The 22,689-nt window shown below is 67.5% G+C and carries 22 protein-coding genes and 1 pseudogene; 7 read left to right on the top strand and 16 right to left on the bottom strand.

The window, feature by feature from the left end:
- Nucleotides 1-12: 12 nt before the first annotated feature.
- The 7 genes from xseB to cpaB form a co-directional block, all read right to left on the bottom strand.
- A complete protein-coding gene (gene xseB, locus F0U60_RS21485) occupies nucleotides 13-369 on the bottom strand; it encodes an exodeoxyribonuclease VII small subunit (RefSeq protein WP_203403859.1) in 357 nt (118 codons plus the stop codon).
- Between the two features lie 83 nt (nucleotides 370-452).
- Nucleotides 453-2,192, bottom strand: a complete 1,740-nt coding sequence (gene xseA / locus F0U60_RS21480; protein ID WP_395822783.1) for an exodeoxyribonuclease VII large subunit — start codon at nucleotides 2,190-2,192, stop codon at nucleotides 453-455.
- A complete protein-coding gene (locus F0U60_RS21475) occupies nucleotides 2,189-4,006 on the bottom strand; it encodes an FHA domain-containing protein (protein ID WP_395822781.1) in 1,818 nt (605 codons plus the stop codon). The genes xseA and F0U60_RS21475 overlap by 4 nt, the downstream gene beginning before the upstream one ends.
- 38 nt (nucleotides 4,007-4,044) lie before the next feature.
- Nucleotides 4,045-5,685 (bottom strand): FHA domain-containing protein, encoded by a 1,641-nt coding sequence (locus F0U60_RS21470; RefSeq protein WP_395825356.1) that lies wholly within the window; start codon nucleotides 5,683-5,685, stop codon nucleotides 4,045-4,047.
- 34 nt (nucleotides 5,686-5,719) lie between these two features.
- Complete coding sequence (locus tag F0U60_RS21465; RefSeq protein ID WP_395822779.1) at nucleotides 5,720-6,607, bottom strand: type II secretion system F family protein; 888 nt, start codon at nucleotides 6,605-6,607, stop codon at nucleotides 5,720-5,722.
- Nucleotides 6,608-6,616: 9 nt separating this feature from the next.
- Nucleotides 6,617-7,462 carry a type II secretion system F family protein gene (locus F0U60_RS21460; protein WP_395822777.1) on the bottom strand — a complete coding sequence of 282 codons (846 nt, stop codon included), beginning with the start codon at nucleotides 7,460-7,462 and terminating at the stop codon, nucleotides 6,617-6,619.
- A 52-nt stretch (nucleotides 7,463-7,514) separates the two neighbouring features.
- The gene (gene cpaB / locus F0U60_RS21455) at nucleotides 7,515-8,339 is read right to left on the bottom strand and encodes a Flp pilus assembly protein CpaB (RefSeq protein WP_395822775.1); all 825 of its coding nucleotides are present in this window, start codon (nucleotides 8,337-8,339) and stop codon (nucleotides 7,515-7,517) included.
- A gap of 278 nt (nucleotides 8,340-8,617) precedes the next feature.
- Here cpaB and F0U60_RS21450 point away from each other — a divergent pair, with 278 nt between their 5' ends.
- From F0U60_RS21450 to F0U60_RS21420, 7 genes are all read left to right on the top strand, one after another.
- A complete protein-coding gene (locus F0U60_RS21450; RefSeq protein WP_395822773.1) occupies nucleotides 8,618-9,607 on the top strand; it encodes a TadE/TadG family type IV pilus assembly protein in 990 nt (329 codons plus the stop codon).
- A 4-nt stretch (nucleotides 9,608-9,611) separates the two neighbouring features.
- Nucleotides 9,612-11,570: a pilus assembly protein TadG-related protein gene (locus tag F0U60_RS21445; protein ID WP_395822771.1), complete on the top strand. Its 1,959-nt coding sequence runs from the start codon at nucleotides 9,612-9,614 to the stop codon at nucleotides 11,568-11,570.
- 8 nt (nucleotides 11,571-11,578) lie between these two features.
- Nucleotides 11,579-12,727, top strand: coding sequence for a TadE/TadG family type IV pilus assembly protein (locus tag F0U60_RS21440; RefSeq protein WP_395822769.1), 1,149 nt, complete (start codon nucleotides 11,579-11,581; stop codon nucleotides 12,725-12,727).
- Between the two features lie 5 nt (nucleotides 12,728-12,732).
- Nucleotides 12,733-13,491 (top strand): hypothetical protein, encoded by a 759-nt coding sequence (locus F0U60_RS21435; RefSeq protein WP_395822767.1) that lies wholly within the window; start codon nucleotides 12,733-12,735, stop codon nucleotides 13,489-13,491.
- Complete coding sequence (locus tag F0U60_RS21430) at nucleotides 13,488-14,285, top strand: hypothetical protein (RefSeq protein ID WP_395822765.1); 798 nt, start codon at nucleotides 13,488-13,490, stop codon at nucleotides 14,283-14,285. The genes F0U60_RS21435 and F0U60_RS21430 overlap by 4 nt, the downstream gene beginning before the upstream one ends.
- Entirely contained in the window at nucleotides 14,282-14,509 is a 228-nt protein-coding gene (locus tag F0U60_RS21425) for a hypothetical protein (RefSeq protein ID WP_395822763.1), read from the top strand. Before F0U60_RS21430 ends, F0U60_RS21425 begins: the two co-directional genes overlap by 4 nt.
- Before the next feature lie 62 nt (nucleotides 14,510-14,571).
- A complete protein-coding gene (locus tag F0U60_RS21420) occupies nucleotides 14,572-15,219 on the top strand; it encodes a hypothetical protein (RefSeq protein WP_395822761.1) in 648 nt (215 codons plus the stop codon).
- A 116-nt stretch (nucleotides 15,220-15,335) separates the two neighbouring features.
- On the opposite strand, the gene F0U60_RS21415 is transcribed toward F0U60_RS21420, so the two are convergent.
- The 9 genes and pseudogenes from F0U60_RS21415 to F0U60_RS21375 form a co-directional block, all read right to left on the bottom strand.
- A complete protein-coding gene (locus F0U60_RS21415) occupies nucleotides 15,336-16,280 on the bottom strand; it encodes a hypothetical protein (RefSeq protein WP_395826054.1) in 945 nt (314 codons plus the stop codon).
- Between the two features lie 204 nt (nucleotides 16,281-16,484).
- Nucleotides 16,485-16,589, bottom strand: a pseudogene (locus F0U60_RS21410) (hypothetical protein); the annotation flags it as partial.
- On the bottom strand, nucleotides 16,586-17,218 hold the full coding sequence (locus F0U60_RS21405) for an RNA polymerase sigma factor (RefSeq protein WP_395825353.1): 633 nt from the start codon (nucleotides 17,216-17,218) through the stop codon (nucleotides 16,586-16,588). The pseudogene F0U60_RS21410 and the gene F0U60_RS21405, both read right to left, overlap by 4 nt.
- Before the next feature lie 187 nt (nucleotides 17,219-17,405).
- Nucleotides 17,406-17,813, bottom strand: coding sequence for a DUF2085 domain-containing protein (locus F0U60_RS21400; RefSeq protein WP_395822759.1), 408 nt, complete (start codon nucleotides 17,811-17,813; stop codon nucleotides 17,406-17,408).
- Nucleotide 17,814: 1 nt separating this feature from the next.
- Nucleotides 17,815-18,846, bottom strand: coding sequence for an ABC transporter ATP-binding protein (locus F0U60_RS21395; protein ID WP_395822757.1), 1,032 nt, complete (start codon nucleotides 18,844-18,846; stop codon nucleotides 17,815-17,817).
- Complete coding sequence (locus tag F0U60_RS21390) at nucleotides 18,843-19,835, bottom strand: ABC transporter ATP-binding protein (protein ID WP_395822755.1); 993 nt, start codon at nucleotides 19,833-19,835, stop codon at nucleotides 18,843-18,845. Before F0U60_RS21390 ends, F0U60_RS21395 begins: the two co-directional genes overlap by 4 nt.
- Nucleotides 19,836-19,873: 38 nt before the next feature.
- Nucleotides 19,874-20,977 carry a hypothetical protein gene (locus tag F0U60_RS21385; RefSeq protein WP_395822753.1) on the bottom strand — a complete coding sequence of 368 codons (1,104 nt, stop codon included), beginning with the start codon at nucleotides 20,975-20,977 and terminating at the stop codon, nucleotides 19,874-19,876.
- A 24-nt stretch (nucleotides 20,978-21,001) separates the two neighbouring features.
- Nucleotides 21,002-21,745 (bottom strand): hypothetical protein, encoded by a 744-nt coding sequence (locus tag F0U60_RS21380; protein ID WP_395822751.1) that lies wholly within the window; start codon nucleotides 21,743-21,745, stop codon nucleotides 21,002-21,004.
- An 89-nt stretch (nucleotides 21,746-21,834) separates the two neighbouring features.
- A complete protein-coding gene (locus tag F0U60_RS21375; protein ID WP_395822749.1) occupies nucleotides 21,835-22,656 on the bottom strand; it encodes a DUF4292 domain-containing protein in 822 nt (273 codons plus the stop codon).
- Nucleotides 22,657-22,689 lie beyond the last annotated feature (33 nt).

The following is a 22,689-nucleotide window of genomic DNA, read 5'->3' as shown; positions in this document are numbered from 1 at the left end:
ACTCGCGCGGGCCTAGAACGGCACGTCGTCCTCGGGGGGCGGAGCGGACCGGGAAGCGCCCGAGCTCCCCCGCGACGGGGCGGGAGCGGGCGCGGACGGCACCGCAGGCGCCTTCACGCCCGTCTGCAGCGGCACCACCGCGTCTCGGCCGTCCTCGTTCAACAGCTCCTCGATGCGCTTCTCCGCCGCGTTGAGGAGCTGCTCGCCGCGACGAACCAGCTTGATGCCCTCCTCGAACGACTTGAGCGAGTCCTCGAGTGACAGGGTGCCGCCCTCCAACCGCGCCACCACGTCCTCGAGACGCTGCACCACGTCCCCATACTGCTCGGGGACCTCCTCCGCCGCCTTGCCCTTGCTGTCCTTCGCCACTTCTCGTCCACCTCGACTTAAAAAAGCCGGGGGACTCTAGAGGAGGCGCGTACCCGGGTGCCAGGAAGACTTGCACCTGGACGTCAGCAATCCACCGGTCCCTTCACGGTGGTGACGGTGGCCTCAATCTCCTCGCAGGACTGGAGTGTCTTGGCCCCGTTATTGGCGAATTTGATACCCAGGACCTCCCCCGGCTGCACATCCGCGATGGAGCGCACGACGCCTCCATCTCGCTTGCGGAAGGTGACCGCGTAGCCGCGGGACATGACCTTCAGGGGACTCATGGCGTCGAGCCGCCCTTCTAGACGCTGGAAGTGCCGCTGAGCCGACGCCAGGGTGTCCTTCTCCAAAGCGACCAGCCGGGCCTTCTGATGAGCCACCCGGGCCCGCAGCGCCGCCACTTGGGTGATGGGAGACACCCGCTCCAGCTCCAACCGGGCCTGGGCCGCGCTCGCCCGCCGCGCCGCCACATCCGCCCGGACCGCGTCCTTCAGCCGAGCGGAGAGCTGCACCAGCCTCGCCCGCTGCTCGGCCAGCCGAGCCTGGGGTCGCTGGCGCTGCAGGTGCTCGGAGTGCGCCCGGAGATTCTCGCGGTGGTCGCGCAGCATCTGGCGCAGCACCCGCGTCATCGCGTCCTCGGCGTCTGACAGCCTCAACCGCTCCGTGGAGAGCCGCCGCCGAGGATCCACCACGCCCCCGCGCAGAGAGCCCAACCGCTCGCGCAACTCCAGCACCCGGCGCTCGGCCGCCTTGCGCAGGCGCACGGACCAGGTGGCCAGCGCGTACTCCAGGTCCTGCAGCACCGGGGCGAGCCGCTCGGCCGCCGCACTGGGCGTAGGGGCGCGCCAGTCCGCCACGAAGTCCGAGATGGTGAAGTCAATCTCATGGCCGATGGCGGACACCACCGGCACGGGCGAGGCGAAGATGGCGCGCGCCACCCGCTCCTCGTTGAACGTCCAGAGGTCCTCCTTCGAGCCACCTCCGCGCGTAACGACGATGACGTCCACGTCCGTGCGCGACAGACGCTCGATGCCGCGAGCCACCTCCTCGGCAGAGCCCTCGCCTTGCACGCGCGCATCACACAACAGCACGGACAGGCGCGGATTGCGCGAGTGCAGCACGCGCAGGAAGTCCTGCAGCGCGGCGCCAGTGCGGCTCGTCACCACGCCAATGCGCCGAGGCAGGAAGGGCAGCGGACGCGGCGGACGGATGCGGTTGTCGCCGATGAGGCCCTCGGCCGCGAGCCGCGCCTTGAGCTGCTCGAAGGCGAGCGCCAGCGCGCCCTCCCCTTCCGGCTCCAGCTTGGAGGCGATGAGGCTGTAGCGGCCAGCGGGCGCGTAGAGGTCCACGCTGCCCTCGGCCACCACGGCAAGGCCATCACGCAGGGCGAAGCGCAGCCGCGCCGCCTGCGAGGCCCACATCTTCACATCGAGCGAGGCCTCCGCGTCCTTCAGGGTGAAGTACAGGTGGCCGCGAGCGTTGGGGCCGCGGAAGCCGGACACCTCTCCGCGCACCAGCACGCGCGGGAAGCGCGATTCAATCGTCGCCTTGAGTTGCTGGGTGAGCTCGCCCACGGTGAGCACCGTGCGCGTCGGCGCCGAGCGCGAGGGCGCACCCGGCAGCGACGGCAGCGCCGCGGACACGTCCTCCAGCTCCGAAGGAGCCGGAGGCGCGGCGGGCTTGGGCGGCGCTTCGGGGGGCGGCTTCGGGGCCGCCACCACTGCCGCCTTCTTCGGTGTCCCCAACGCGCCGCCGAAGAGGTCTCCCTGCCCGGTGGCGGAGTCCTCCGGCGGGGCCTCTCCCGTCCCTCGCCGTTTCTTCATCGCTGGAGCTTCTCGACCCAGGACTTCGCCTTCTGGTGCGTCTCGTCTTCCGGCGGGCTCATGGCCATGGCCTCTTTGAACTTGACCACGGCATCCTCCGGCTCGGTGTCCTTGAGGGCATAGGCCTGCATGTAGACGTCCTTGGCCTTCGCGCGCATCTCGCCGACGATGTTGCTGGCACCGACATGGCCGGGGTCCGCCTGGAGGGCGCGCTGGGCGTTATCCATGGCGCGGCCGTACTGTCCAGCCGCCTTCGCCGCCGAGGCACTCTTGAAGAAGATGTTGGCGGCGCGCGTGCCCGCCGTGCGCGACAGCTTGCTCCCGCGACCGTTGGTGATCTTCTTGTCCAGATCCAACAGGCGCGCCAGCCCCTTGGCGTCCAGGTCCTCCAGCTTCTTGTAGAGGATGCCAAAGTCCGTCAGCTGCCCCATCAGGGTCTTGCACTGCGCGTGCTTGGCCGCGCAGGCGTTGGCGATGGCCATCGCGCCCTGCAGGTCTCCATCGCGGAAGCGGTCCACGGCCTGATCCCACGGCTTGGGCGCCTCCTTCGGCGTGGGGGGCGGCGGAGGCGCGTCGCGGATGGCGATGGCCTGAGCCGCCTGCTCGTTGATGACCTTCGCGTCGCGGTGATCCGGATGGGCCGCGAGCACGTCGTCGGTGATGGCCTTGGCCTGATCGATCTGCTTCTGCTCCAGCAGCGCCTGCGCCTCACGCACGCGCTTGTCGGCCTTGTCGTTCAGCGACACCCGGAGGGTGCGCACCAGCTCGAAGAGCTGGGTGTCCTTGCTCACCTTGGCCAGGGCGGCGGCCGCCGGGCCGAGCTGATTCTTCTCCAGCGCCGCCTTGGCGTCGTCGAGCGCCTCCTGGTTGGGGATCTCCTTCTGCACGCGCGCCAGGTAGTCCGGCAGCTGCACGTGGTTGGGCTCCACCTCCTGGAGCTCCAGCAGCTTCACCTTGGCATCCGACCACTTGCCATCGCGGATGAGGTTCTTGGCTTCCTGGAAGAGCGCATCAATCTGCTCGCGCCGCTCCTGGGCGATCCGCGCCTTGTTGCGAAGGAGCTCCTCCTCCCGCTGCTGCTGCACCTTCATGATGGCCAGCAGACCCACCAGCATCACGAAGACACCCACGGCGAGGATCAACAGGCGCTTCTTACGCTGCTGCGCCTTCGGATCCGGCGCCGCCATCGCTGCGCGCCCACGCGAGGAGCGCACACGGCCCTCCGGACGAGGCGGCGGGCGGCGCGGAACGGACACCTCTCCACCGCCCTCGGCCTCATCCCCGGCATCAGCGACGGGAGCGGCGGCGGGCCTGGCCGCGGGGCGAGAGCGAGCCGGACGCGACGGGGGCGCGGACGGCATCGGCATCATCATCGTGGCGTTGGAGGTGTCGTTGAACGTCAGCTCCGTATCGCCGAGCGTGAGGGTGTCGCCATGCGACAGCGGCATCTCGTCGGTGAGGGGCTCGCCGTTGAGGAGGGTACCGTTGCCGGAGCCCAGATCGCTCGCCGCCCAGCCTCCGCCCACGCGGCGAATCAGCACATGCCTGCGGGACACCGAGGTGTCCGGAATGCAGATGGGGTTGTCGTTGGCTCGACCAACAACGTACTCACCATCTTCCAGCCCGAACTCCTGACCGGCGCAAGGGCCCGCGGCGCACACGAGCTTCGTGCCCAACACTGGCTCAGGCGTGGGCTCGGGGCGGACGGCGGTGCTGGTGGAGGTTCTGCGTACCGGGGGACGCGAACCCGCGGCTCCACCCGAGGGGGAGCCCGACGTGGGACGACGGCGTGCGGGGGGGGAACCGTTCGACATGGCAAATCACCACTTCGTTTCGTGCACAGATACGGGCCTCACAGCCCGTATTCGCTGGCCTTCTCAGCCGCCAGATTGTGGCAGCGATGCGCCGGTGTAGGGAAGCGCCTGTTGATCTCATCGAGCACCCGGGCCGCCCGCTTCCTGTCCTTGAACTGGATGTTCCGTTGGAAATCCAGCATCAGCTGGCCGCACTTATGGTCCAGGTCCACCGCCACCTGGCCCAGCATGTGGCGCACGTCCTGATAGAGGTCGGGCTTCTCGTCCAACGCCTCCAGGGTGATCCACGCCGAGCGGTAGTTCTCCCAGGCGAGGGTCAGGTTCTCCGCGCCGATGTCCTTACGCTCGTAGAAGTTGCGCGCCTTGGCCACATAGCCGCGAGCCGTCTCCAGAAGCTCCTCGGGCGGCATGTCCGGCACGGGGATGATCTCCAGCCGCAGGTTCCACACCCGCCAGCTGTCCTCGCCCGGAGGATTGCGGACGTTGTCGAAGACGAGCTGGTTGCGCTCGTTTCGCTTGAGCACGGACGGGGGGAGGATCTGCTGGAGTTCCCGCTCGGTGGAGCTGGTCGTATCCGGTGGCACCCACCCCACGGCCGTCGCATTGACGGAGAGGGAGACCTCCTCCTTGGAGATGCCACTGGCCTGGTAGCTGAGGACAGCCACCGCACGCGTGGGCGAGACGAACTCGAAGTCGAACGCCTTCATGTCCGGCTGCTCCCACGTCACGCCCTCACCCAGGCCGAACGAGTCCGACAGCGCCTGGAGGCCGAGCGCTCGAGGCTCCGGGCCAGAGGGGCCCGAATCCACCTGAGGACGGAAGACAGCAACGAGCGCGCCCACCATGCCCACCAGGAAGCAGGTGGCCACGGTGAGCAGCGCGGCCTTTCCACCCCGCGGCATCTCGAGCCACCACAGCTTGAGCTGCCCCCCCAAGGTGTGGCTCAACTCGCGCCGACGCCGGGCCAGGTCGGCGGCAGACGAGCCCGACGCGCCAGACGAAGCCCGAGCAGCCGCGGCTGCCGGAGCAGGAGCCGCCTTGACGGGAGCCGGAGCACGGGGCTCGGGACGAGGCGGGGCCATCGGCGCACGAGGCTCGGGCCGCGCCAAGGGCGCCTTCGGCGGAGGGGGTTCCACGGCCGCCATCTCCCCCACCGTGTCCGCGCGGAAGAACGCCTCCTGGGACGCGGCGCCCGGCGCGGGACGTAGCACGGGCGGCGCCGGGGAGCGGGTCTCGGGACGCAAGGGGACCGTGGGCTCGTGCTCGGCGCCGACCGGAGACAAGTCCGACATCGGCGCCTCCATCCCGTCATCCGTCTCCGCTCGCGAGAGCGGGTAGAGGTTGCGACGGATGGGCCGGGTGGCGTCGTCCTCCTCCACCGGCATGAAGGGCCGGGTGGCGTCGTCCGCGCTCACAAACTCCTTGAAGAGGAACTCCACGGGGCCCAAGGCAATCCGGTCCCCGTTCTGCAACTCCTGCTCGCCGGAGAGGGGCTTGTCATTGACCAAGGTGCCGTTGGAGCTGCCCAGGTCCTGAACGTAGTAGCGCCCGAGCCGATCCGAGATGCGCACGTGCTTGCGCGACACACCGGCATCCTGCAGCACCACGTCGTTGTCCGTGGTGCGTCCGATGTGGATCTCGGTCTGCTGCTCGAAGAAAAGCTCCTTCCCCTGCTGCAGACCCTTGGAGATGGTGAGTTGGAAACCCAGGGCCTTATCCCCCGATGTCTCCGAACATGAACTGGAACACGATGGGCCCGAAGAGCACCATGAACACCGTGGGGAAGATGCACGCGATGAGCGGGAAGAGCATCTTCACCGGAGCCTCACCCGCCAGCTTCTCCGCACGCTGGGTGCGATCAATGCGCAGCTGGGTGGACTGGATGCGCAGCACCTTGCCGAGGCTCGTGCCCATCTTGTCCGCCTGAATGAGCGCGGTCACAAAGGTGGTGAGCGCCGGCAGGTCCACGCGGACGATCATCGACTTGAGGGCCTCCTCGCGCGTCTTGCCCATCTTCAGCTGCTTGAGGACGATCTGCAGCTCCTCGCGCAGCGGGCCCGTCTTGCCCTTCTCCACCACCTTGGCCAGCGCGCCGGTGAAGTCCAGACCCGCTTCCACCGACAGCGTCAGCAGGTCCAGGCTGTAGGGCAGCGCCCGGGAAATGAGCAGGTGACGCTTCTTCACCTGATCGTTCACCCAGATGAGCGGGTAGTAGAGCCCGAAGAGCGCGAAGACGAGCGACCAGGCCAGGTTCTCGCCCACCGCGTTCATCAGGATGAGTCCCGCCAAAAGACCAATCACGGTGCCGATCTCCTGCAGCGCCATGATGTCCTCGGGCTTGAACGCCTGGGGCTCGCCGGCCTTGATGAGGTTGCGGCGCATCTTGGTCTCGTAGCCCGGCCACATCAGCCGCCGGTTGAGCGCTCCGAGCCTGCGGATGGCGACAGAGCCCAGGCCCTGGACACCTCCCGCGTCATCCCGCATCTCGGACACGAGCTGCGAGAAGTAGTTCTGGTAGACACCAAAGCCGAGGAACCCCGCGGACGCCGCGAACATCAGCGCCGAGCCCCCCATCAACGTATAGGTGAGGACGTCGCTCACGGCCGCTCCTTAAATGTCGATGTTGACGATGCGCCGGATGATGATCACGCCGAGGACTTCCATGATGGCGATGACCGTCACCAGCACATACCCGAACCAGTGGTCCATCATGGGCTCCATCAGGTCCGGACGCATGTAGTTGAGCACCAGGCCGAGGATGGCCGGCATGGCCGCCACCACCCAACCCTGCAGCTTGCCCTGGGCGGTGAGCGCGTCGATCTTTCCCTCGAGACGGAAGCGCTCGCGAATAACGCTCGAGATGGTCTCGAACATCTCCGCCATGTTGCCGCCGAGCTGGCGCGCGATGTTGGTGGCCACCACGACCAGCTCCAGGTCGTCACTGCCCACCCGGCGGCCCATGTTGATAAGGGCCTCCTCCAGCGGCACGCCCAGCTTCACTTCCTTCACGAAGAGACCGAACTCCTGCGCCAGCGGCGGCTGCGCCTCGCGAGCCACGTGCTCAATGGCCTGCGGGAACGTGAGACCCGCCTTGAACGCGTTGGCCATGGCCTGCAGCGCGTCCACCAGCTGCACGTTGAACTTCTTGATGCGCCGCTTGCGGTAGTGCTTCACCAGGATGATCGGCAGGAAGAAGCCGAAGATCGTAGACCCCACACACATGATGGGGTTGAAGATGATGTACGACAGGATGCCCAACAGACACATGCTGGCGATGTTGAGCACCAGCAGCTGACGGGCATCGATGAAGAGGAACATGTCGCTCAAGTCGTTCATCGACTTGACGACGTACCGCTCCTGGTACTGCTCGTAGGCCTTCGCCAGGACGGTGAAGATCACCAGGCTGAAGAAGAAGACCGACCCAGTGACGAGGAGGAGGACGATTCCGGCCAGCATGCGCGGGGACTTCCTTCAGCTGCGGGGGGGAGGAAGCACGAGAGGGGAAGGACTACGGCGCGCCCGTGGAACCCACCGCGCTCTTCTCGGTGGTGTTGCCCTTGATGATCTGGATGATCTCGCGGCGCTTCTGCTCGAGCACGCGGGTGCGCTCACCCGACAGCAGCGTGCTGATGGTGGCGCGGCCACGCTCCTCGATCATGTCCACGTCTTCCTCGTTGCGCAGCGACATCGTGAGGTTGCCCAGCTCGCTGGCCAGCGTGAGGATTTCCGCCTCCTCGGGGATGACCATCAGCGTGATGTTGTTGTACTCGCGCTGGTGCTCGGGGATGAGGTTGACGTTGGTGGTGCCGGTCACCTTGCCCGTGGCGAGTACGATGACGTTCTGCAGCAGCGTCACCGCCACGCTCTCCTCCGTCTGAGGATCACGGAAGGTGCCAATCACGTCCACGTGATCATTGGGGCGGATCCACCCGCCCACGGACGTGGTGGGCTTGGCCTCCACGGTGATGGCGCGCACCTTCTTCTGCACCTTGGTGGAGAGGCGCTCGGCGGCCTTGGTGGTCTCGAACTGGCTCCACAGCAGCGGATCACCTGCCTGTAGCGCCACGAGCACCTTCTGGCCCACCACGTAGGTGGCCGAGTCCGGCTTCACCACGGACGAGGTGACGAACTGCTCCGGCACCGCGCGCTGGCTGATCATGTCGAAGGTGATGACGGTGCCCTCGGGGACATCCTGGGACGCCACAACCACCGGCACCAGGTTCCATCCGCGACGCACGTCGGCTTCCTTCTTCTTGATGGCCGACCACGCGATGATGCCGGCCAGCAGGCCGAGCGCCAGTGCGATGATGAGCGGAGTCTTACCCTTCAACATGTCTCGAAGACCTCCAAAAGCGGGGGGCGCCCGGCGGGGCGGAACTCGTAGGTGGAGGAGCTGCTTTGCAAGGTGGGGGCCCGGGGCACCAGCGGGCGAGATGTTATCCAGCAGTCACGCAAAGTGTCAAAGTCACGATGCCACGACTGGCAGGCTGGTCCGGTTTGGCGGGACCCCGTCCCGAGCCTGGGAGGGGCTGTCTTCCCTCTGAGACACCCCTGAGACCCCCCACCCTGACGCCCCCGGAGTGAAGCGGGCAGTGGCATGGATGTCGCTTCATGGCCCCGTCCATGAGTGAACATCTCCATCCATGCCGGGAATCAGGTCAGGCCGCGGTCGAGGCGGCCCTGGTACTGCCGCTCATGGTCTTCCTGGGCCTGGGCATCCTCCAACTGACCCAGATGCAGCACGCGAAGCTGATGACCGAGTACGCGGCGTACTGCGCAGCCCGGGCAGGCATCGTGTGGAACGGCAACAACGAGCGCATGCACGACGCGGCCCTCGTGGCGCTGCTGCCTACCCTGGGCCGCACGGACGACCCGACGAGCCTGGCGCGGACGTGGACGCGGGCGCGGCTCCACGATGAGGCGTTGCAGGCGCTGGCCTGGCCGACGAAGGACTCGCTGGTGCCGGCCTCGGTGAATGGCGCGCCCCTCTTCGGTCAGGTGCGCGTCGATACGGTGAACCCGTCCTGGTACTCGCCTGTGCGGAGCGTGTGGAAGCTGCGCTCGGCCCAGAACTGGGAGGAGCTGGACTTCGACGGGCCAGATGCCTACCCGCAGGTGCCCGAGCTGGAGCGCAGGCTCGCGAAGTTCTTCGACCTCCCGTTGCCGGATGACGACGAGGAGGTCTACCGCAGGGCCACCGTGCTGAGTGTGCGGGTGCGCTACTGGTACGAGCTGCGAGTGCCCTTCGCCAACTGGATCCTCTTCACCACCTGGTGGGCGGCCAACGCGGGCATGGCGCTGGGGGGAGCCATCGACAGACCCACGTTGAACTCGAAGGCGAGCATCACGCACGGACAGGGTGGAATGCGCGAGGTGGGCCTGGCACCCGTGCGTGGGCTGGAGAACGCGCGTGGCTACGACACGCTCTACCGGCCGGAGATGACCGTGCTGTGGGGACTGGCCACCGGCGCCACCCCGCTCCTCTCGGGACGGCAGGGGAAGCGCTACTTCATCCCGCTAACGGCCACCTACAGCATGCGGATGCAGTCGAACTTCTATTTCAAGTGGCTGATGCACCTGAACCCGGATTGGGAGGTGTGAGGCCATGATGACCCGCACACTCCGCCGGAGTCTCGAGCGACAGGAAGGCCAGGCCCTCGTGCTCGCCTGTGTGCTGATGCTCCTTCTGAGCATCGCGCTCATCACAACGGTCAACATCGGGCACGGGGTGCACGAGCGGATCCGCCTGCAGAACACGGCGGACGCGGCGGCCTGGTCCACGGCCGCCATGGAGGCACGCGCGTTCAACTTCTACGCGTTCACCAACCGCACGCAGGTGTCCCACTATGTGTCGGCGATGATGTGGCAGTCGCTGGACTCGTTCCTGTTCTCCGTCCAGGCCTTCCTGACGGACGTCTACGGGTTCATGAGGACCATCGGCCCGTGCTTCCCCAGCACCAGCCGGGACGGCGCCTTCTGGATGGCCGTCTGCACCCTGCTCGACCAGCTCCCCGTCATCCAGGTGCTCATGAAGGCGCTGGACCTCGTCTTCACAGTGCTCCGAGGGATGTTGCTCCTCATGAAGCCGGTGATGGAGCCCATCGATCAGGTCATCGGCAGGGTGGTGGTCCCCGGACACCGGGTCCTCAACTCGGTCCTGGCCGGTGCAGCGACCGCGGTGATGCTGTCCACGTCCTCGTATGTGATGGGCACCTCCAGCGCCATCATCGCCGCGAATGATCCTGACGTGGATTCACGCGTCCCGCAGACGATGGCGGGCTTCATCAACCAGTGCCTCTACAACCGCGCGCACTACAGGGAAGCCAACGGAACGCCCTCGCACCCGGTCAACCCCTTCGAGCCGTTGGAGCCCACGAAGCACAAGGAGGACGACAAGATCGCTCGGGCCAAGCGGGTGATGGCGGGTATCACCAACGCCACGCGCTTCTCTTGCGACGCGAAGGGCGGGGCCTGCCCAGAGACGCTGGTCACCCACCGACAGCTGGGCAGCCTCATGCCCATCCCCAACTGGCTGGCACCGTTGAAGACTGTGCTCGACGACTTCCCCAAGTGGGGCCAGACGCGCTTCCTCACCTACCGGCTCGGCCAGGGCGGCGGGGAGGCAACCCAGGGGAAGGCGTCCAGGGGCCGCAACAACCTTCGTGAGTCCAGGGATCTCCCCGATCGCCCCATGGGCATGCTCGCGCAGGGCGATGTCATCGGCGCGGACGACCCCTACTCCATCAGGTTCCCGGGACCGGCCTCCATCGATGTCGGGGGCGCCCAGCTCTTCAACCCCTTCCGTTGCCCCACGCAGCCTGGAGCACAGGACAAGCGGACCTGGCGCGACTGCTGGGGTGATCCGCGCGAGGGGAAGGACGACACGCTCAAGACCAGCATCTGGGCCATGAGCAACACGGACCTGCGCCAGAATGGAATCCACTGGCGAGTGGTGTTCCCTGGGGAGGCCACGAAGCTGGAGGACCGCAACGTGGGCCTCTACGAATCCAGGCCCTGCATCGCCCAGTTCCAGGGCACGTGTCTCTTCAAGATGTCCGTTTACGTCGCCAACGTCCGGATTGATCCGAAGGACGACAACCACCCCTGGTCGGGTCTGGCCCCCTTCCCTCACTTCGAGCCGGGTGACTACCAGAAGGACTGCGCGAGAGGACTCAACGAGACGCCGGACCTCACTGCCATGGCCGAGCGCAAGGACGACTTCAACCAGCCCTCCACTTGGGTGCTCCTCAGCAAGGGCGCGGAGACGAGCCACGGCACTCCGGGCCAGCTCAACGCCCAAGGCAAGCTCACCTTCTCCTTCGACGGGTCACCCGAAACGCTGGACCTGAAGAACGACCGCAAGATGTTCGTCATCTCGCGAGGCCAGACGTACTACCACCGGCCCGGCAACTGGACCGAGCAGCCCAACTTCTTCAACCCGTACTGGCGGCCGCGTCTGGCAGCCGTGTGGCAGGGCAAGGACTCACTGCCGCTCGTCAACACGATGGCGAACGCACTGCCGGATGCCCTCCGAGACTCGCCAACGAAGTTCATCACCCATTGAGACTCGCCATGCTCCGCCTCCACATCCATTCGAAGGCCGTCCGGCGTGGCGCCGCCACCGTCGAGTTCGCGCTCGTGGTGCCGCTGCTGGTCTCGATCCTGATGTTCAGCGTCTTCCTGAGCGATGTCATCCGGGCCCGGCTCAAGCTGCAGGAGGCCAGCCGGTACGTCGCGTGGGCGATGAGCAGCTACACCTTGAGTGACTACGCCACGGCGAACCATGGAAGAGCCTTCGACGTAGCCATGCGCGCCGCGGCAAAGGAGGCGGCTGAACGCTACGAGGATCTCGACTCCATCGAGACTGGAGGCACGTTCGGCACCTTGCTGCGTGCCGCTCCGCCGCAGGTGAGCATCCAGAACCAGACCGTGACGGGCATGGACCTGGGCCGCGTCTTTCCCGACGTCGCGGGAGGTACCAGCCCCGAGGCGGCTGCTGCGGTGGGCAAGAGGCTCGACTTCTTCCTGGAGCACTTCCGCTTCAACACCCGAGGTCAGGTGGAGGTGGAAGTCACCAGCGAGCTCACCAGCCACATGCTCCCCCGACACTTCCTGCAGAAGGAGCCACACGGGTTCTTCGACGTGGACAACTGGGGAGGCAGGGACTTGAGCCACCTGCCAGTGAAGAACCGCTACACCCTCATCGCCAACGGATGGCATCTGCCCGACGGCACGGATGCTCTGGTGAAGTCCAAGAGGGCGGGCGTACACGACAGCGGCTCGAGGCATGGCCTCGCCCTGCAAGTGGACCGGATGAAGTTTCTGGGTGTGGGGAGCTACCTGGACCAGGTGGAGCTGGACCGGCTCGGTGCGGTGGCCCGCTTCCTCGTTCCCGACTTCCTGGGCACCTTCGTGGTGTCCCACAACTACGTGCCAGGGGAGAGCGCACGCGGCTGCAACAAGACCCGGCACGGCGCCCCCATGGGCCTCAACAACCTGAACACCTACCCCGGCCTGGACGACCCCGCCCAGCGCTGCTTCGACACCGCCCCCTTCCGCGACACCCAGGACTACGACCACTCCCTCTACCGGAAGATGTTCATGGCGCGTGGTGGCCACTTCATGGGCTGCAAGAACGCCCAGGCGGACATGCCCAACACCCCCGACCTCGATCCCAGTACGTCCGAGGACAAGAACGAGCAGAGGATCCCGTGCGAGTAGGTGTCTTGTTCCTTTTGCTTCTGCTGTGGGGCGCTCCTTCGTGGGCGGAGCAGGAGCTCGCGATCTACCCCGGAGCCGTGCACACGCGGATTGGCAACGAGCTGCTCATCGGCGGCCAGTACCACCGCATGGCCTACTTCACCACGACGGACTCGCTGATGAAGGTAGCCAGGTATTTCCACGACTCCTGGACGAAGCAGGGCTACCCCGTCGTCGTCAACGGAGACCTGCGGCAGGAGGCGGTGGTGTCGGCCTTCTACACGCGCGAGGGACTCCAGCGAGCTGTGGTGCTGCGCACCCACTTGGGAAAGACGGTGGGCTTCACCGTGCTGAAGGATCTGTGGCTGTACGAAAAGCCACCCGAGGCCAGTGGGCGTCAGTTCATCCAGGTGGAGGGCGCGCTCTTCACCGCAGACGTGGGCTCGCGTGACGAGGCTGGAGGCTCACGGCACCGCACCCAGGTGGTGGAGCGTGGCCTCGAGGTGGTGCGCCAGGAGCTCGTCACCCGGTTCACCACCGCCGGCTACAAGTCCGTCCGGGAGTCCGGGGGCAGACTGGATGGACAACGCACCTTCGTTCTCGAATACGCCCGAGGGGCCGAACAGGTGCTTACCACGCTCGTGGAGCTGGAGCCCTCGCGAGTTGCCGTCTCTCAGACGTGGGTGGGCACGGACCGGCCAGATGGCATGCCCAACGCGGACGCCGTGCGCCAGGCTCGCGAGGACGCCCTCCGCGTGGACCCGATGCGGGAGAAGGAGCCATGAATGCGCTCCTCTGCATCTTGTCGCTGGCACTGCTGGGCGCCGCCCCTACGGGGCTGTCGCGCGAAGGCCGGCTGCTCTTCGATGCCACCCCCGAGCGACTGGATGCGCGCGTGGGCGAGTGGGTGACGTACCAGATGGATGGAGGCCCCCAGCAGGGCTTCCTGCGTCTGGCTGTCGTGGCCGAGCAGAAGGATGCTCAGGGACGAGACGCCGTCTGGGTCGAGCTGGAGTTCGGCCAGCACTCGGAGTTGAAGGCGCCCCTGGCGCAGTTCCTCATGTTGGTAGCCCGCGATACGGGGCTGCGCGCGGAGGGGGTCTCGCGACTGTTCGTCACCCAGGGCTTCGAGAAGCCGCAGGAGGTGGAGACAAACGCCCTGCCCTTCTTCCTCGGCACTCCCGAAAAGGGCACCTCTCGCCCGGTCCTTCCTCCGCCCGCGGCACAAGGGTCCGCCGGGCGGAGCTCGACCGTGAACCGGGGCACACCCACGCGGCTCATGACGCACGCGGGCTCGGTGGTGGCCGAGCTCCTGGAGGTCCGCCACCGGCAGCTCGTCCTCAAGCGGTACTGGGTCAGCCGGGAGATCCCCATCCTCCGCCTGGCAAAGCTCGAGTTCCCGCCCCTCCGGTACACCCTGGAGGTCCGCGACCACGGCGTGGACGCCCGGCCGCGCATGGTTGTTCCCTCTCCAGGAGACAAGAAGATTACACTGGAGCCATCGGGCAACCTGCCGCCCCACTTCCAACTACAGCCACAGTCTGGTACCGCTTCGGGTTACGAGGAGAACCGCCCATGAAGACGCCTCCCCCCCGTTCCCAGCTCCGCCGCCGTCACCGCCGCGGACAAGCGATGGTGGAGTACTCCTTCATCAACTGGATCCTGCTGTTCGGGCTCATCGTGATGATGAGCGTCGACTTCGGCAGAGGCGAAGAGAAGATGAACATCATCGACGCCTTCCTGCGCGCGTATCAGATTTACTACGACTCGTTCTACTTCGTGCTGAACCTGCCGTTCCCGTGAGGTCGTCCCCCTCCCCTGCGCGGACGTCCTCTCCGCTCCCGCTTCGGGTCCTCCACGGAGTCATGTTCGGGGGATTCACCGCACTCTGCCTCGTGGCGAACTGGCCGGAGTTGGAGCACCTGGTCCGTACTCAGCTCCAGCCCTTCCACGCCGGGCCGCCACCCCGTCCAGTGCTGTTGTTGGCGGTGCTCGCGGCGGTGGTAGGCATGACGGTTGTGCTGGTGCAGGCAGTGCGCGGGCGCAGCGCGCGGCTCCAGTGGTCCCTGCTCATCCTCGGTGCCCTGGTGCTCTCCCTCTGGGGCAACCGCGAGGGGCTCGTGGCGGGACGTACCGCGGACTCGGCCAACCTGAAGATCCTGCAGGTGGCGCGAGAGCTTCACGGCCGGACGGTCGACACGCTACAGGCTCGGGGTGCGGCTCCCGAGGATGTGGACTCCTGGCAGGCCACGCTGGAACAGGTCTCTCACGGGTTGCCCACTCCGGTGCGCACGCGCTCGTTCGCGTCGCTGCCCTTCGTCATTCAGAAGGTGGCTTCGCCGGACGCGCTCCCCGCGGAAGCTCCTCCCGGCACGCTGCTGCTCTACGTCATGCAAGGTGGCGTGGCCTACGAGATACATCCCGTGGGCGTGTCGCCTTCCGGCAAGCCCTGGCGTCTGCGAGAGCCGGGCGGAGAGCCTCTCGTCTTCCGCGGCGCCTTCAACCCAGACTGACGCCGAGCTCTCGCGACTCACATTGACCCCTGGTTCGGCTCGGGGCATGGGCTGCGGCACGGGCTCGGATACCCTCACCCCGACCCTCTCCCAGAGGGAGAGGGAGGGAGGGTTGTTTACTTCGTCATGGGCGATGCGGCCTTGGGCTCGCTTTCGACCTCGTCCGCGGGAGACTGGAGCTCACTCTCCAGACGGCGCTGCGCCTGGCGAGCCTCTCTCGAGCCGGGCGCCATCATCATCACCCGCTTGCAGGCCTCGACGGCACTCTGCCGGCGACCCAGCGCGGCCTCCGCGTCACACAGCCGGGAGAGCACGTTCACCAGTTGCGCTCCCTGGGCTCCGGCGGCCATGGCCGCACGCAAGAAGGCCACCTCCTGCTCCCTATCCCCCGAGCGACTTGCTCCATCGGCCTGCCGCAAGAGCTCCGCGGGCGAAGGAGACGCCCTCGACGCGTAGGCGCTGGCGGGGGCGGCAGACGGCTGGTACTGGGCAGGGGGTGGTGGCGGCGCGGCACCGGCCGCCAGGGATTCGCCTGAACTCTGCTCCTCGGACGCGGGGGGCGCCTGTTCCGCCTCTGCCACGACCGCCTCCTGAGCGGGCTCGGCACGCTCCGCCTTCGGCTCCGAGGGCCAGTTCTTGCGGGCCACGACGCCGCGCTTGAGCTTCCATGACTCCTGGGACCCGAACGCATCGGAGTCGCTCGCCTTATCGTCGCTGTCCAACGCGACTTTCTTTTCCGGGAAGCCGCCCGCGCTGCCCGCCCCTGCATTGGACCAGTCCGAAGAGCGCACGGAGCGGCTCACCGGCTTCGGCGCTAATTTCATCGGCAAGGGCTCGGCGCGCATCTCGTCACGCATCTTGTCGTCGAGTTGCGCGTGCAGCCTCCCGACCTCGGCGGGCACCGGGGCGGGAGGCGATACGGCAGAAGGAGCCGGGACTTGCGCCACCTCGGCCTTGTCCTTGCTGCGCGGAGACGTCTCCTGCGTGGCCTCCTGCTTGAGGGCGGGGCTGAGATTCACGTCGCGGTTCACCTGGACGACCACAACCCCAAAGACGCTCATGGCCGCAACGCCCAGCGCGGGCGCAAGCAGGCGGCGCCACCAACGCGGTGGCAGCTCGGAGCCCGCCGCGGACCGGCGCGCGGACTGCTGTGCATAGGCTAATAGCGACTCCAGCCCTGCGTCCGGCGCGGTCTCCAGCGGCAGCCGGGACATCGAGATGCGCACGCCTCGTATACTCTCGAGCGCCTCTGAGCAGCGCGAACAGCCCTGCACGTGCTGCTCCATCAACCGAGCCTCGGAGGGCGGGAGCTCGCCATAGGCGAAGTCCAGCAACCGATCCTCGTGTGCGTGGGCACCCTGGGGCTTCATCCCGCCACCGTCCTTCCATCCTCTGCCAGGTCGCCGTCTACTCCGAGCTCGGCCAGGCGCCGGCGCAGGCCCTCCAGGGCATAGCGCATGCGGCTCTTCACCGTGTTCTCGGACACACCTGTCACCTCGGCGATCTCCTTGAAGGGGATGCCGCTGTACTCGCGCAGGACGAACACCTCGCGCTGTTCCTCTGGGAGGCTGGCCAGCGCACGCTCCAACAGGGGTCTCACGCGGGCATTGTAGGCGCCGCGCTCGGGGCTCGCGCCCTCGTCGGGCAAGGCCTCACCCAAGGAGCGGCCCTCCTCGCCCTCGGCACCGGTCGAGGGCGCCTCCAACGAGGACGCCTGCCGGTAGCTCTCTTTGCGCGCGCTGTCCACGCAGAGGTTCCTCGCAATCGTGTAGACCCAGGTGGTGAACTTCGCCTTCGCCTCATACTCCGGCGCGCTCCGCACCACCTTCAGCCACGTCTCCTGAAGCACGTCTTCCGCCCGCGCCCGGTGGCCCGTGAAGCGAAGGATGAAGTTGAACACCGGCGTCCGGTGCTTGCGCACCAGCACCTCGAACGCACGTGCATCCCCCGCCCGGAAGGCGAGCATCAGCCGTTCGTCTGAGGTTTCCGGTCCCAACAGTCCCCCGTTTCAGGGCCCTCGTGCCTGTCCTCACCCCACCTGCCCGCATCAACGGGCGAAGAGCGATTCGGGTCTACCCGTTTTTTGGCCCTCTGTAAGTGGCGAGAATGACAGGGAAAGCGCCCCCTGTCATCAGGGCACGGCCGTCTGGTCGCGGAGCGGACAGGCGCGCAGCGGCCTTTCGTGGCTAGCCGTTCCGGGGTCCCCTGAAGGTCGCGAGGAAGACCGGAAGCGCGACCACGGCCACCAATGCGGCCTGCCACACCAGCACCGCCGGCAGGGGTTTCTGGACGTGGATGAACAACGAACGCCCGAGCGCCGCCCCCAGCAGGAGCCCGGTGAGGGTACGCACGGCGTTGGAGCCACTGGCGGGACGGAAGCGGCCCACCGCCCAGTCCACGAGCGCCGGCAGGGTGAGGCCGAGCACCACGGGAACGTCCCAGTGCCAGGCCAGGGGCGCACGCAGCTTGAAGAGGCCCACCATCACGGCCAGCAGCACCGGGTAGGTCCCCAGGCAACGCGCGCACACCCGCACGCCCCCGAGCAGGTACGTGCGGTTGTACTCCTCCTCGTGGTGATGGCTGAGCCAGAACACCCTAACCTCCCGAAACCCGTGGCGCGTCCGCTTCGGGCCCGGACGCAGTGGCCCTGCTCGCGTCCTGCTCCACCAAGAAGCACGCGGAGGTGTGTCCGTTGCCCAGCGGATACAGGGGGGGCGTCTCGCGCCGGCACCGTTCCATGGCGTAGGGGCACCGGGGGTGGAAGGTGCACCCGGGCGGCGGCGCGAGCGGAGAAGGCACGTCCCCCTGGAGGAGGATGCGCGTCCGCTTGCGCTCGGGGTCTGGCACCGGCACAGCGGACAGCAGCGCCTGGGTGTATGGGTGGCGCGGCTTGCGGTAGAGGTCCGCCGCGTCCGCCAGCTCCACGATGCGGCCCAGGTACATCACCGCCACGCGGGTGGAGACGTACTCGACGATCTTCAGGTCATGCGCGATGAAGACGTAGGTCAGCCCCAGCTCCCGCTGCAGGTCCACCAGCAGGTTGACGATCTGCGCTTGGATGGAGACATCGAGCGCGCTGATGGGCTCGTCGGCGACGACCAGGTCCGGCCGCAGGGCGATGGCTCGGGCGATGCCGATGCGCTGGCGCTGTCCGCCGGAGAACTCGTGCGGGTAGCGGTCCAGCGCGTCGCGAGGCAGGCCCATCAGGTCCAACAACTCGGCCACCTTCGCCTCGCGCTCGCGACCACGCTCCAGCCCGTGGATGGCGAAGGGCTCGCCCAGGATGTCGCGCACGGACATGCGAGGGTTGAGCGAGGCATAAGGATCCTGGAAGACGAGCTGCATCCTCCGCCGCAGGGGGCGCAGCTCGCGCTGGGAGAGCCCCGTCAGCTCCCGGCCCTCGAAGCGGATGGAGCCGGCCGTAGGCTCCACGAGCCGCAGCAGCGTGCGCCCCAGGGTACTCTTGCCGCAGCCACTCTCGCCCACCAGGCCGAGCGTCTCGCCGCGCCGCACGTCGAAGCCCACTCCGTCCACGGCCTTGACGGTGCCCCGCACGCGTCCCAGCAACCCGCCACGCACCGGGAAGTGCGTCTTCACGTCTCGTACCTGCAGCAGAGGCTCGGTCATGGCGCGGGCACCGGGTTGTGGCACGCGGCATCCTGGCCCTCGCGCTTGAGTTCCAACGTCGGCTCCACCCGCGCGCAGAGCTCCTGGGCGCGCTCACAACGGTCGCGGAAGCGGCACCCTCCAGGCAAACGGCGGAGGCTCGGCACCATGCCGGGAATCGTCTTCAACCGGGGGCGCTCCCCTGCCCCGCCTGTCTCGTGAAGCGCCGGGATGGAGCGCAGCAACCCCGCCGTGTACGGGTGCGCCGGCTGGCGGAAGAGCCTCTTCACCGGGGCCCGCTCCACCACGCGCCCCGCGTACATCACCACCACCGTGTCACAGCTCTCGGCCACCACGCCCAGATCGTGGGTGATGAGCATCACTGCCATGCGCCGCTCCTGTTGCAGCCGCTTCAGCAGCTCGAGGATCTGCGCTTGGATGGTGACGTCCAACGCGGTGGTGGGCTCGTCGGCGATGAGCAACTCCGGGCCACACGCGAGCGCCATGGCAATCATCACCCGCTGGCGCATGCCTCCGGAGAGCTGGTGCGGATAGTTGTCCACTCGCTGCTCGGGAGCGGGGATGCCCACCCGCCGCAACATCTCCACCGCGTGCTCGCGCGCAGCGGTCCGGGACAAGCCCTGGTGGAGCCGCACGCCCTCGGCTAGCTGCTCGCCCACCGTGTAGACAGGGTTGAGCGAGGTCATCGGCTCCTGGAAGACCATGGAGAGATGGCGCCCGCGCATGCGGCGCAGCTTCTCCTCGGGGAGCACGAGCAGGTCCTCACCCTGGAAGCGGATGCTCCCGCCCACCACGCGGCCGGGAGGCTCGGGCACCAGCCCCATCACCGAGAGCGCGGTGAGGCTCTTGCCACAGCCGCTCTCCCCCACCACGCCCAGCGTGCCGCCAGGCGGAATGGAGAAGGACACGTCGTCCACGGCCAGGACCGGACCCTCCTCCAGAGAGAGCTGGGTCTTCAGTCCACGGACGTCGAGAAGGGGCTCGGGCATGGGGCTCACGGCCGGGCCAGAACACCCGGCCCGGGGCGTCACTTCCGGGACAGCTCCTCCAGGAACTCCTCCTCGCGGATGACGCGCTTGCGGATGAGGAGGCGGATGAGGCTGGCCACCATGCGCGCGGGCTTCACCTTCTCCGTGTGCAGCGTCGCCTCGGCGCCGTCCGCCATTCGCTCGATGTCCTCGAGCACCTTCAGGTCCTCATCGGTGATGTCGGGCAGCTGAGGAGGCGGAGGCGGCTGCGGCAGACCCTGGGCGGCTCCCCCGAAGACAACCACCGGCACGGCGCCCTTCTTGTTGGGCTCGGCAGGGGCGGCGGACGGACGCGGAGCTGGGGGCTCGGGCTCGCCGAGCAGCTCATCGAGGACATCCTCGCTCTCCTGCGGCGGAGGAGGCGGAGGAAGCGCGGAGGCCTTCGGCTTCGACGGGACCCGAGGCGTGATGAGGGTGATGTCCTCATCCTCCTCATCGAAGGGCGGCGGAGCCGGGGGCATCGGCGGCTTTGACGTCAAAGCGGACCTCGGGGTGGCTGGCGGCGGTGGAGGCGGCTCCCAATCGAGCAGGGCCGAAAGGGCCGCGGACGGTGAGGGCGGGGTCGTCTCCGCCGCGTCGTGCCAGTTGCCCGGGAGCTCGCCCAAGTTCCCGTGTTGCAGATCGAAGGGTGAGCCGTCGTCGTCCCCCAGCGGGAGAGCATCCACTGCCCGGCCACTCACCAGATCGAGCGCGCGGTCGAGGTCGTCCTCGGCGGCCACATGCACTCGGACGGGCTTGTTGAGCTGGAAGCTCAGCTCGTCCGCCACCGTCAGGTCCGAGGGATCATCCACCGCCACGTGAAGCCGCTCGCTGCGCCCTTCCCGCTCGAGCTTGAACAGGACGATGCGGTGCTCGGCCTGGAAGTCGAGCGACACGAGCGAGCGCACCTGCTCGGGGATCTCCGGCAGCTGGACGAAGGGCAGCTCAAACTGGTGCGCCAGGGCCCGAGCCACCGCCGCAGGCGAGGCGAACCCCAGGGTGATGATGACAGAGCCCAGCCGCTGCCGATTGCCATAGGCCCGCTGCTGGCCGAGCGCATGGCGGATCTGCTCCTGACTGACCGCGCCGGACTCGATGAGGAGCTCGCCGATCTTCTTGCGCATTAGGACCGGGGGGGGCTGGACGGCTTAACGCTTGACCTTCGCCAGGTACTCATCACGGGTGAAGACGCCCTTCTCGATGAGCAGCTCCACCATGGCCTTGAGGGCCGCCACTTCCTTGCGCTGCACCTCCTCCACGCTGCGCAGGAGCTCCACCGGGCTGCTGCCGCCACCGCGCACCGCCGGCATCTCGCGCGAGGGCGCGGGAGGCATCGGGGCAGGAGTGAAAGCCGGCGCCGCGGCGGCCGGGGCGGGCTGGTTCATGTTCTTGACGACCGTGCGACCCTGGGCGTCCACCACCTTGAAGTTGGTGTCCGCATCCGCCAGCTCGCCCTGGTCCTCGTAGAAGCGCGCCATGCCCCGCGCGATGGCCGTACGTCCGGCCACGTTGGGGACGATGCGGCACTTGGTGACAGCGCGCAGCTCGTCCAACTGCCGCACGTTGAGCGGGTCCGCGATGGCCACCACCAGCGTCTTGCCGTCATCGCGCAGTTGCAGCGGCAGCACCGCGAAGTCCCGCGCCGTCTGCAGCGGGACTCGGTTGAGCACGTGCTGGGGGATCTCCTTCACCGCGTCCAGGTTGACGGCGGGAATGGCGAGCTGCTTGGACAGCGCCCTCACCAGGATGTCCTCGGATACGAAGTTCATCCGTACCAGGATCTCTCCCAGCTTGCCGCCCCACTTCGCCTGCTCCGCGAGCGCCGCCTTGAGCTGGCTCTCCTGGAGCACGTTCGCCTTGATCAGCAGTTCACCGAGCTTGATCTGTGCCATGTCGCAGTCTTGGGGAGTCCGAACGGACCCGCCGGTCCCCTCACTCTACCTGAGATTCCAACTGTTGCTGAATTCTTGAGACCCCTCGCTCAAGAACCGGGCGAGGCGGGAGGCAGAGAGACGGGGGGCAAGGCTTCTCCCCCCTCGTCCACCTCGACCACGGGGACGTCCTCGGGCGCGGAGAGATCGAAGAGGGTGAGGTCCGGGGACTCATTGAGGGTGATGTCGGTGTAGCGCAACCCCAGCGAGGTATCGGCCGTGGAGGCCACGAGCCTCACCTCGTGGGGGAAGAGCACGCCCCCCTGTTCCTTGAAGCCGTCGTACTCGAGGCCATAGGCCGGAGCGCCCCGTACCTCGCTGCGCACCACCTGGAGGTATTTGGGGTGGATGTGGAGCACCTGAGCGACCGAGCCCCTGTGGAGCGTGAGGACATACAGCCCCTGCTCGTTATCCAGCGCGAGCGTCATCCGCTCGGCGGGGATGAAGGGCACCTTGCCGAGCATGACGGAGACCAGCTCCTCGCTCGGCAGGGCGATGGGTAGGAAGCGAGACAGGTTCCGAGGGGTCGCCGGCCCCTGGTAGTACTTGTTCTCCTGCGCTTGAAAGAGGCCGAAGCGCTGCCCGTCCGTCACCAGCACGGCGATGGGCCGGTTGAAGAAATCGAACATCTCCACGCGCAGCAGGCCTGGCCGGGAGGCGGCCAGGTACGCGGAGACGGTCCCGGAGCCTTGGGGCGACTGCAGCCGGAGCTTCCCGTCGCCCTGGAGAGTAGCCACCCGGTCCTGGGAGGCGCTCGTGAGCCGGAAGAGCTCCTCGGCCTGGGTGATGGGGCCGGTGGGCCCGAAATCGATGCGCTTAGGACAGCCTGAACAAATGAGGGCCAGGAAGATTGCTGCGGCTGCGCGGTTCATGGCTTAAGTCTCGCGCCAGGCCCACCCTCCTGG

The sequence above is a fragment of the Archangium minus genome, from assembly GCF_044360475.1.
Lineage (GTDB): Bacteria > Myxococcota > Myxococcia > Myxococcales > Myxococcaceae > Archangium > Archangium minus.
This window is presented reverse-complemented; position numbering and strand designations above follow the sequence as displayed.

Bases quoted from the DNA above. Each gene is read 5' to 3' on its own strand.
- xseA (WP_395822783.1), bottom strand. From the start codon at position 2,192: ATGAAGAAACGGCGAGGGACGGGAGAGGCCCCGCCGGAGGACTCCGCC.
- F0U60_RS21475 (WP_395822781.1), bottom strand. From the start codon at position 4,006: ATGTCGAACGGTTCCCCCCCCGCACGCCGTCGTCCCACGTCGGGCTCC.
- F0U60_RS21460 (WP_395822777.1), bottom strand. From the start codon at position 7,462: ATGCTGGCCGGAATCGTCCTCCTCCTCGTCACTGGGTCGGTCTTCTTC.
- cpaB (WP_395822775.1), bottom strand. From the start codon at position 8,339: ATGTTGAAGGGTAAGACTCCGCTCATCATCGCACTGGCGCTCGGCCTG.
- F0U60_RS21450 (WP_395822773.1), top strand. From the start codon at position 8,618: ATGGCCCCGTCCATGAGTGAACATCTCCATCCATGCCGGGAATCAGGT.
- F0U60_RS21445 (WP_395822771.1), top strand. From the start codon at position 9,612: ATGATGACCCGCACACTCCGCCGGAGTCTCGAGCGACAGGAAGGCCAG.
- F0U60_RS21440 (WP_395822769.1), top strand. From the start codon at position 11,579: ATGCTCCGCCTCCACATCCATTCGAAGGCCGTCCGGCGTGGCGCCGCC.
- F0U60_RS21430 (WP_395822765.1), top strand. From the start codon at position 13,488: ATGAATGCGCTCCTCTGCATCTTGTCGCTGGCACTGCTGGGCGCCGCC.
- F0U60_RS21425 (WP_395822763.1), top strand. From the start codon at position 14,282: ATGAAGACGCCTCCCCCCCGTTCCCAGCTCCGCCGCCGTCACCGCCGC.
- F0U60_RS21420 (WP_395822761.1), top strand. From the start codon at position 14,572: ATGTTCGGGGGATTCACCGCACTCTGCCTCGTGGCGAACTGGCCGGAG.
- F0U60_RS21415 (WP_395826054.1), bottom strand. From the start codon at position 16,280: ATGAGCGTCTTTGGGGTTGTGGTCGTCCAGGTGAACCGCGACGTGAAT.
- F0U60_RS21395 (WP_395822757.1), bottom strand. From the start codon at position 18,846: ATGACCGAGCCTCTGCTGCAGGTACGAGACGTGAAGACGCACTTCCCG.
- F0U60_RS21390 (WP_395822755.1), bottom strand. From the start codon at position 19,835: ATGCCCGAGCCCCTTCTCGACGTCCGTGGACTGAAGACCCAGCTCTCT.
- F0U60_RS21385 (WP_395822753.1), bottom strand. From the start codon at position 20,977: ATGCGCAAGAAGATCGGCGAGCTCCTCATCGAGTCCGGCGCGGTCAGT.
- F0U60_RS21380 (WP_395822751.1), bottom strand. From the start codon at position 21,745: ATGGCACAGATCAAGCTCGGTGAACTGCTGATCAAGGCGAACGTGCTC.
- F0U60_RS21375 (WP_395822749.1), bottom strand. From the start codon at position 22,656: ATGAACCGCGCAGCCGCAGCAATCTTCCTGGCCCTCATTTGTTCAGGC.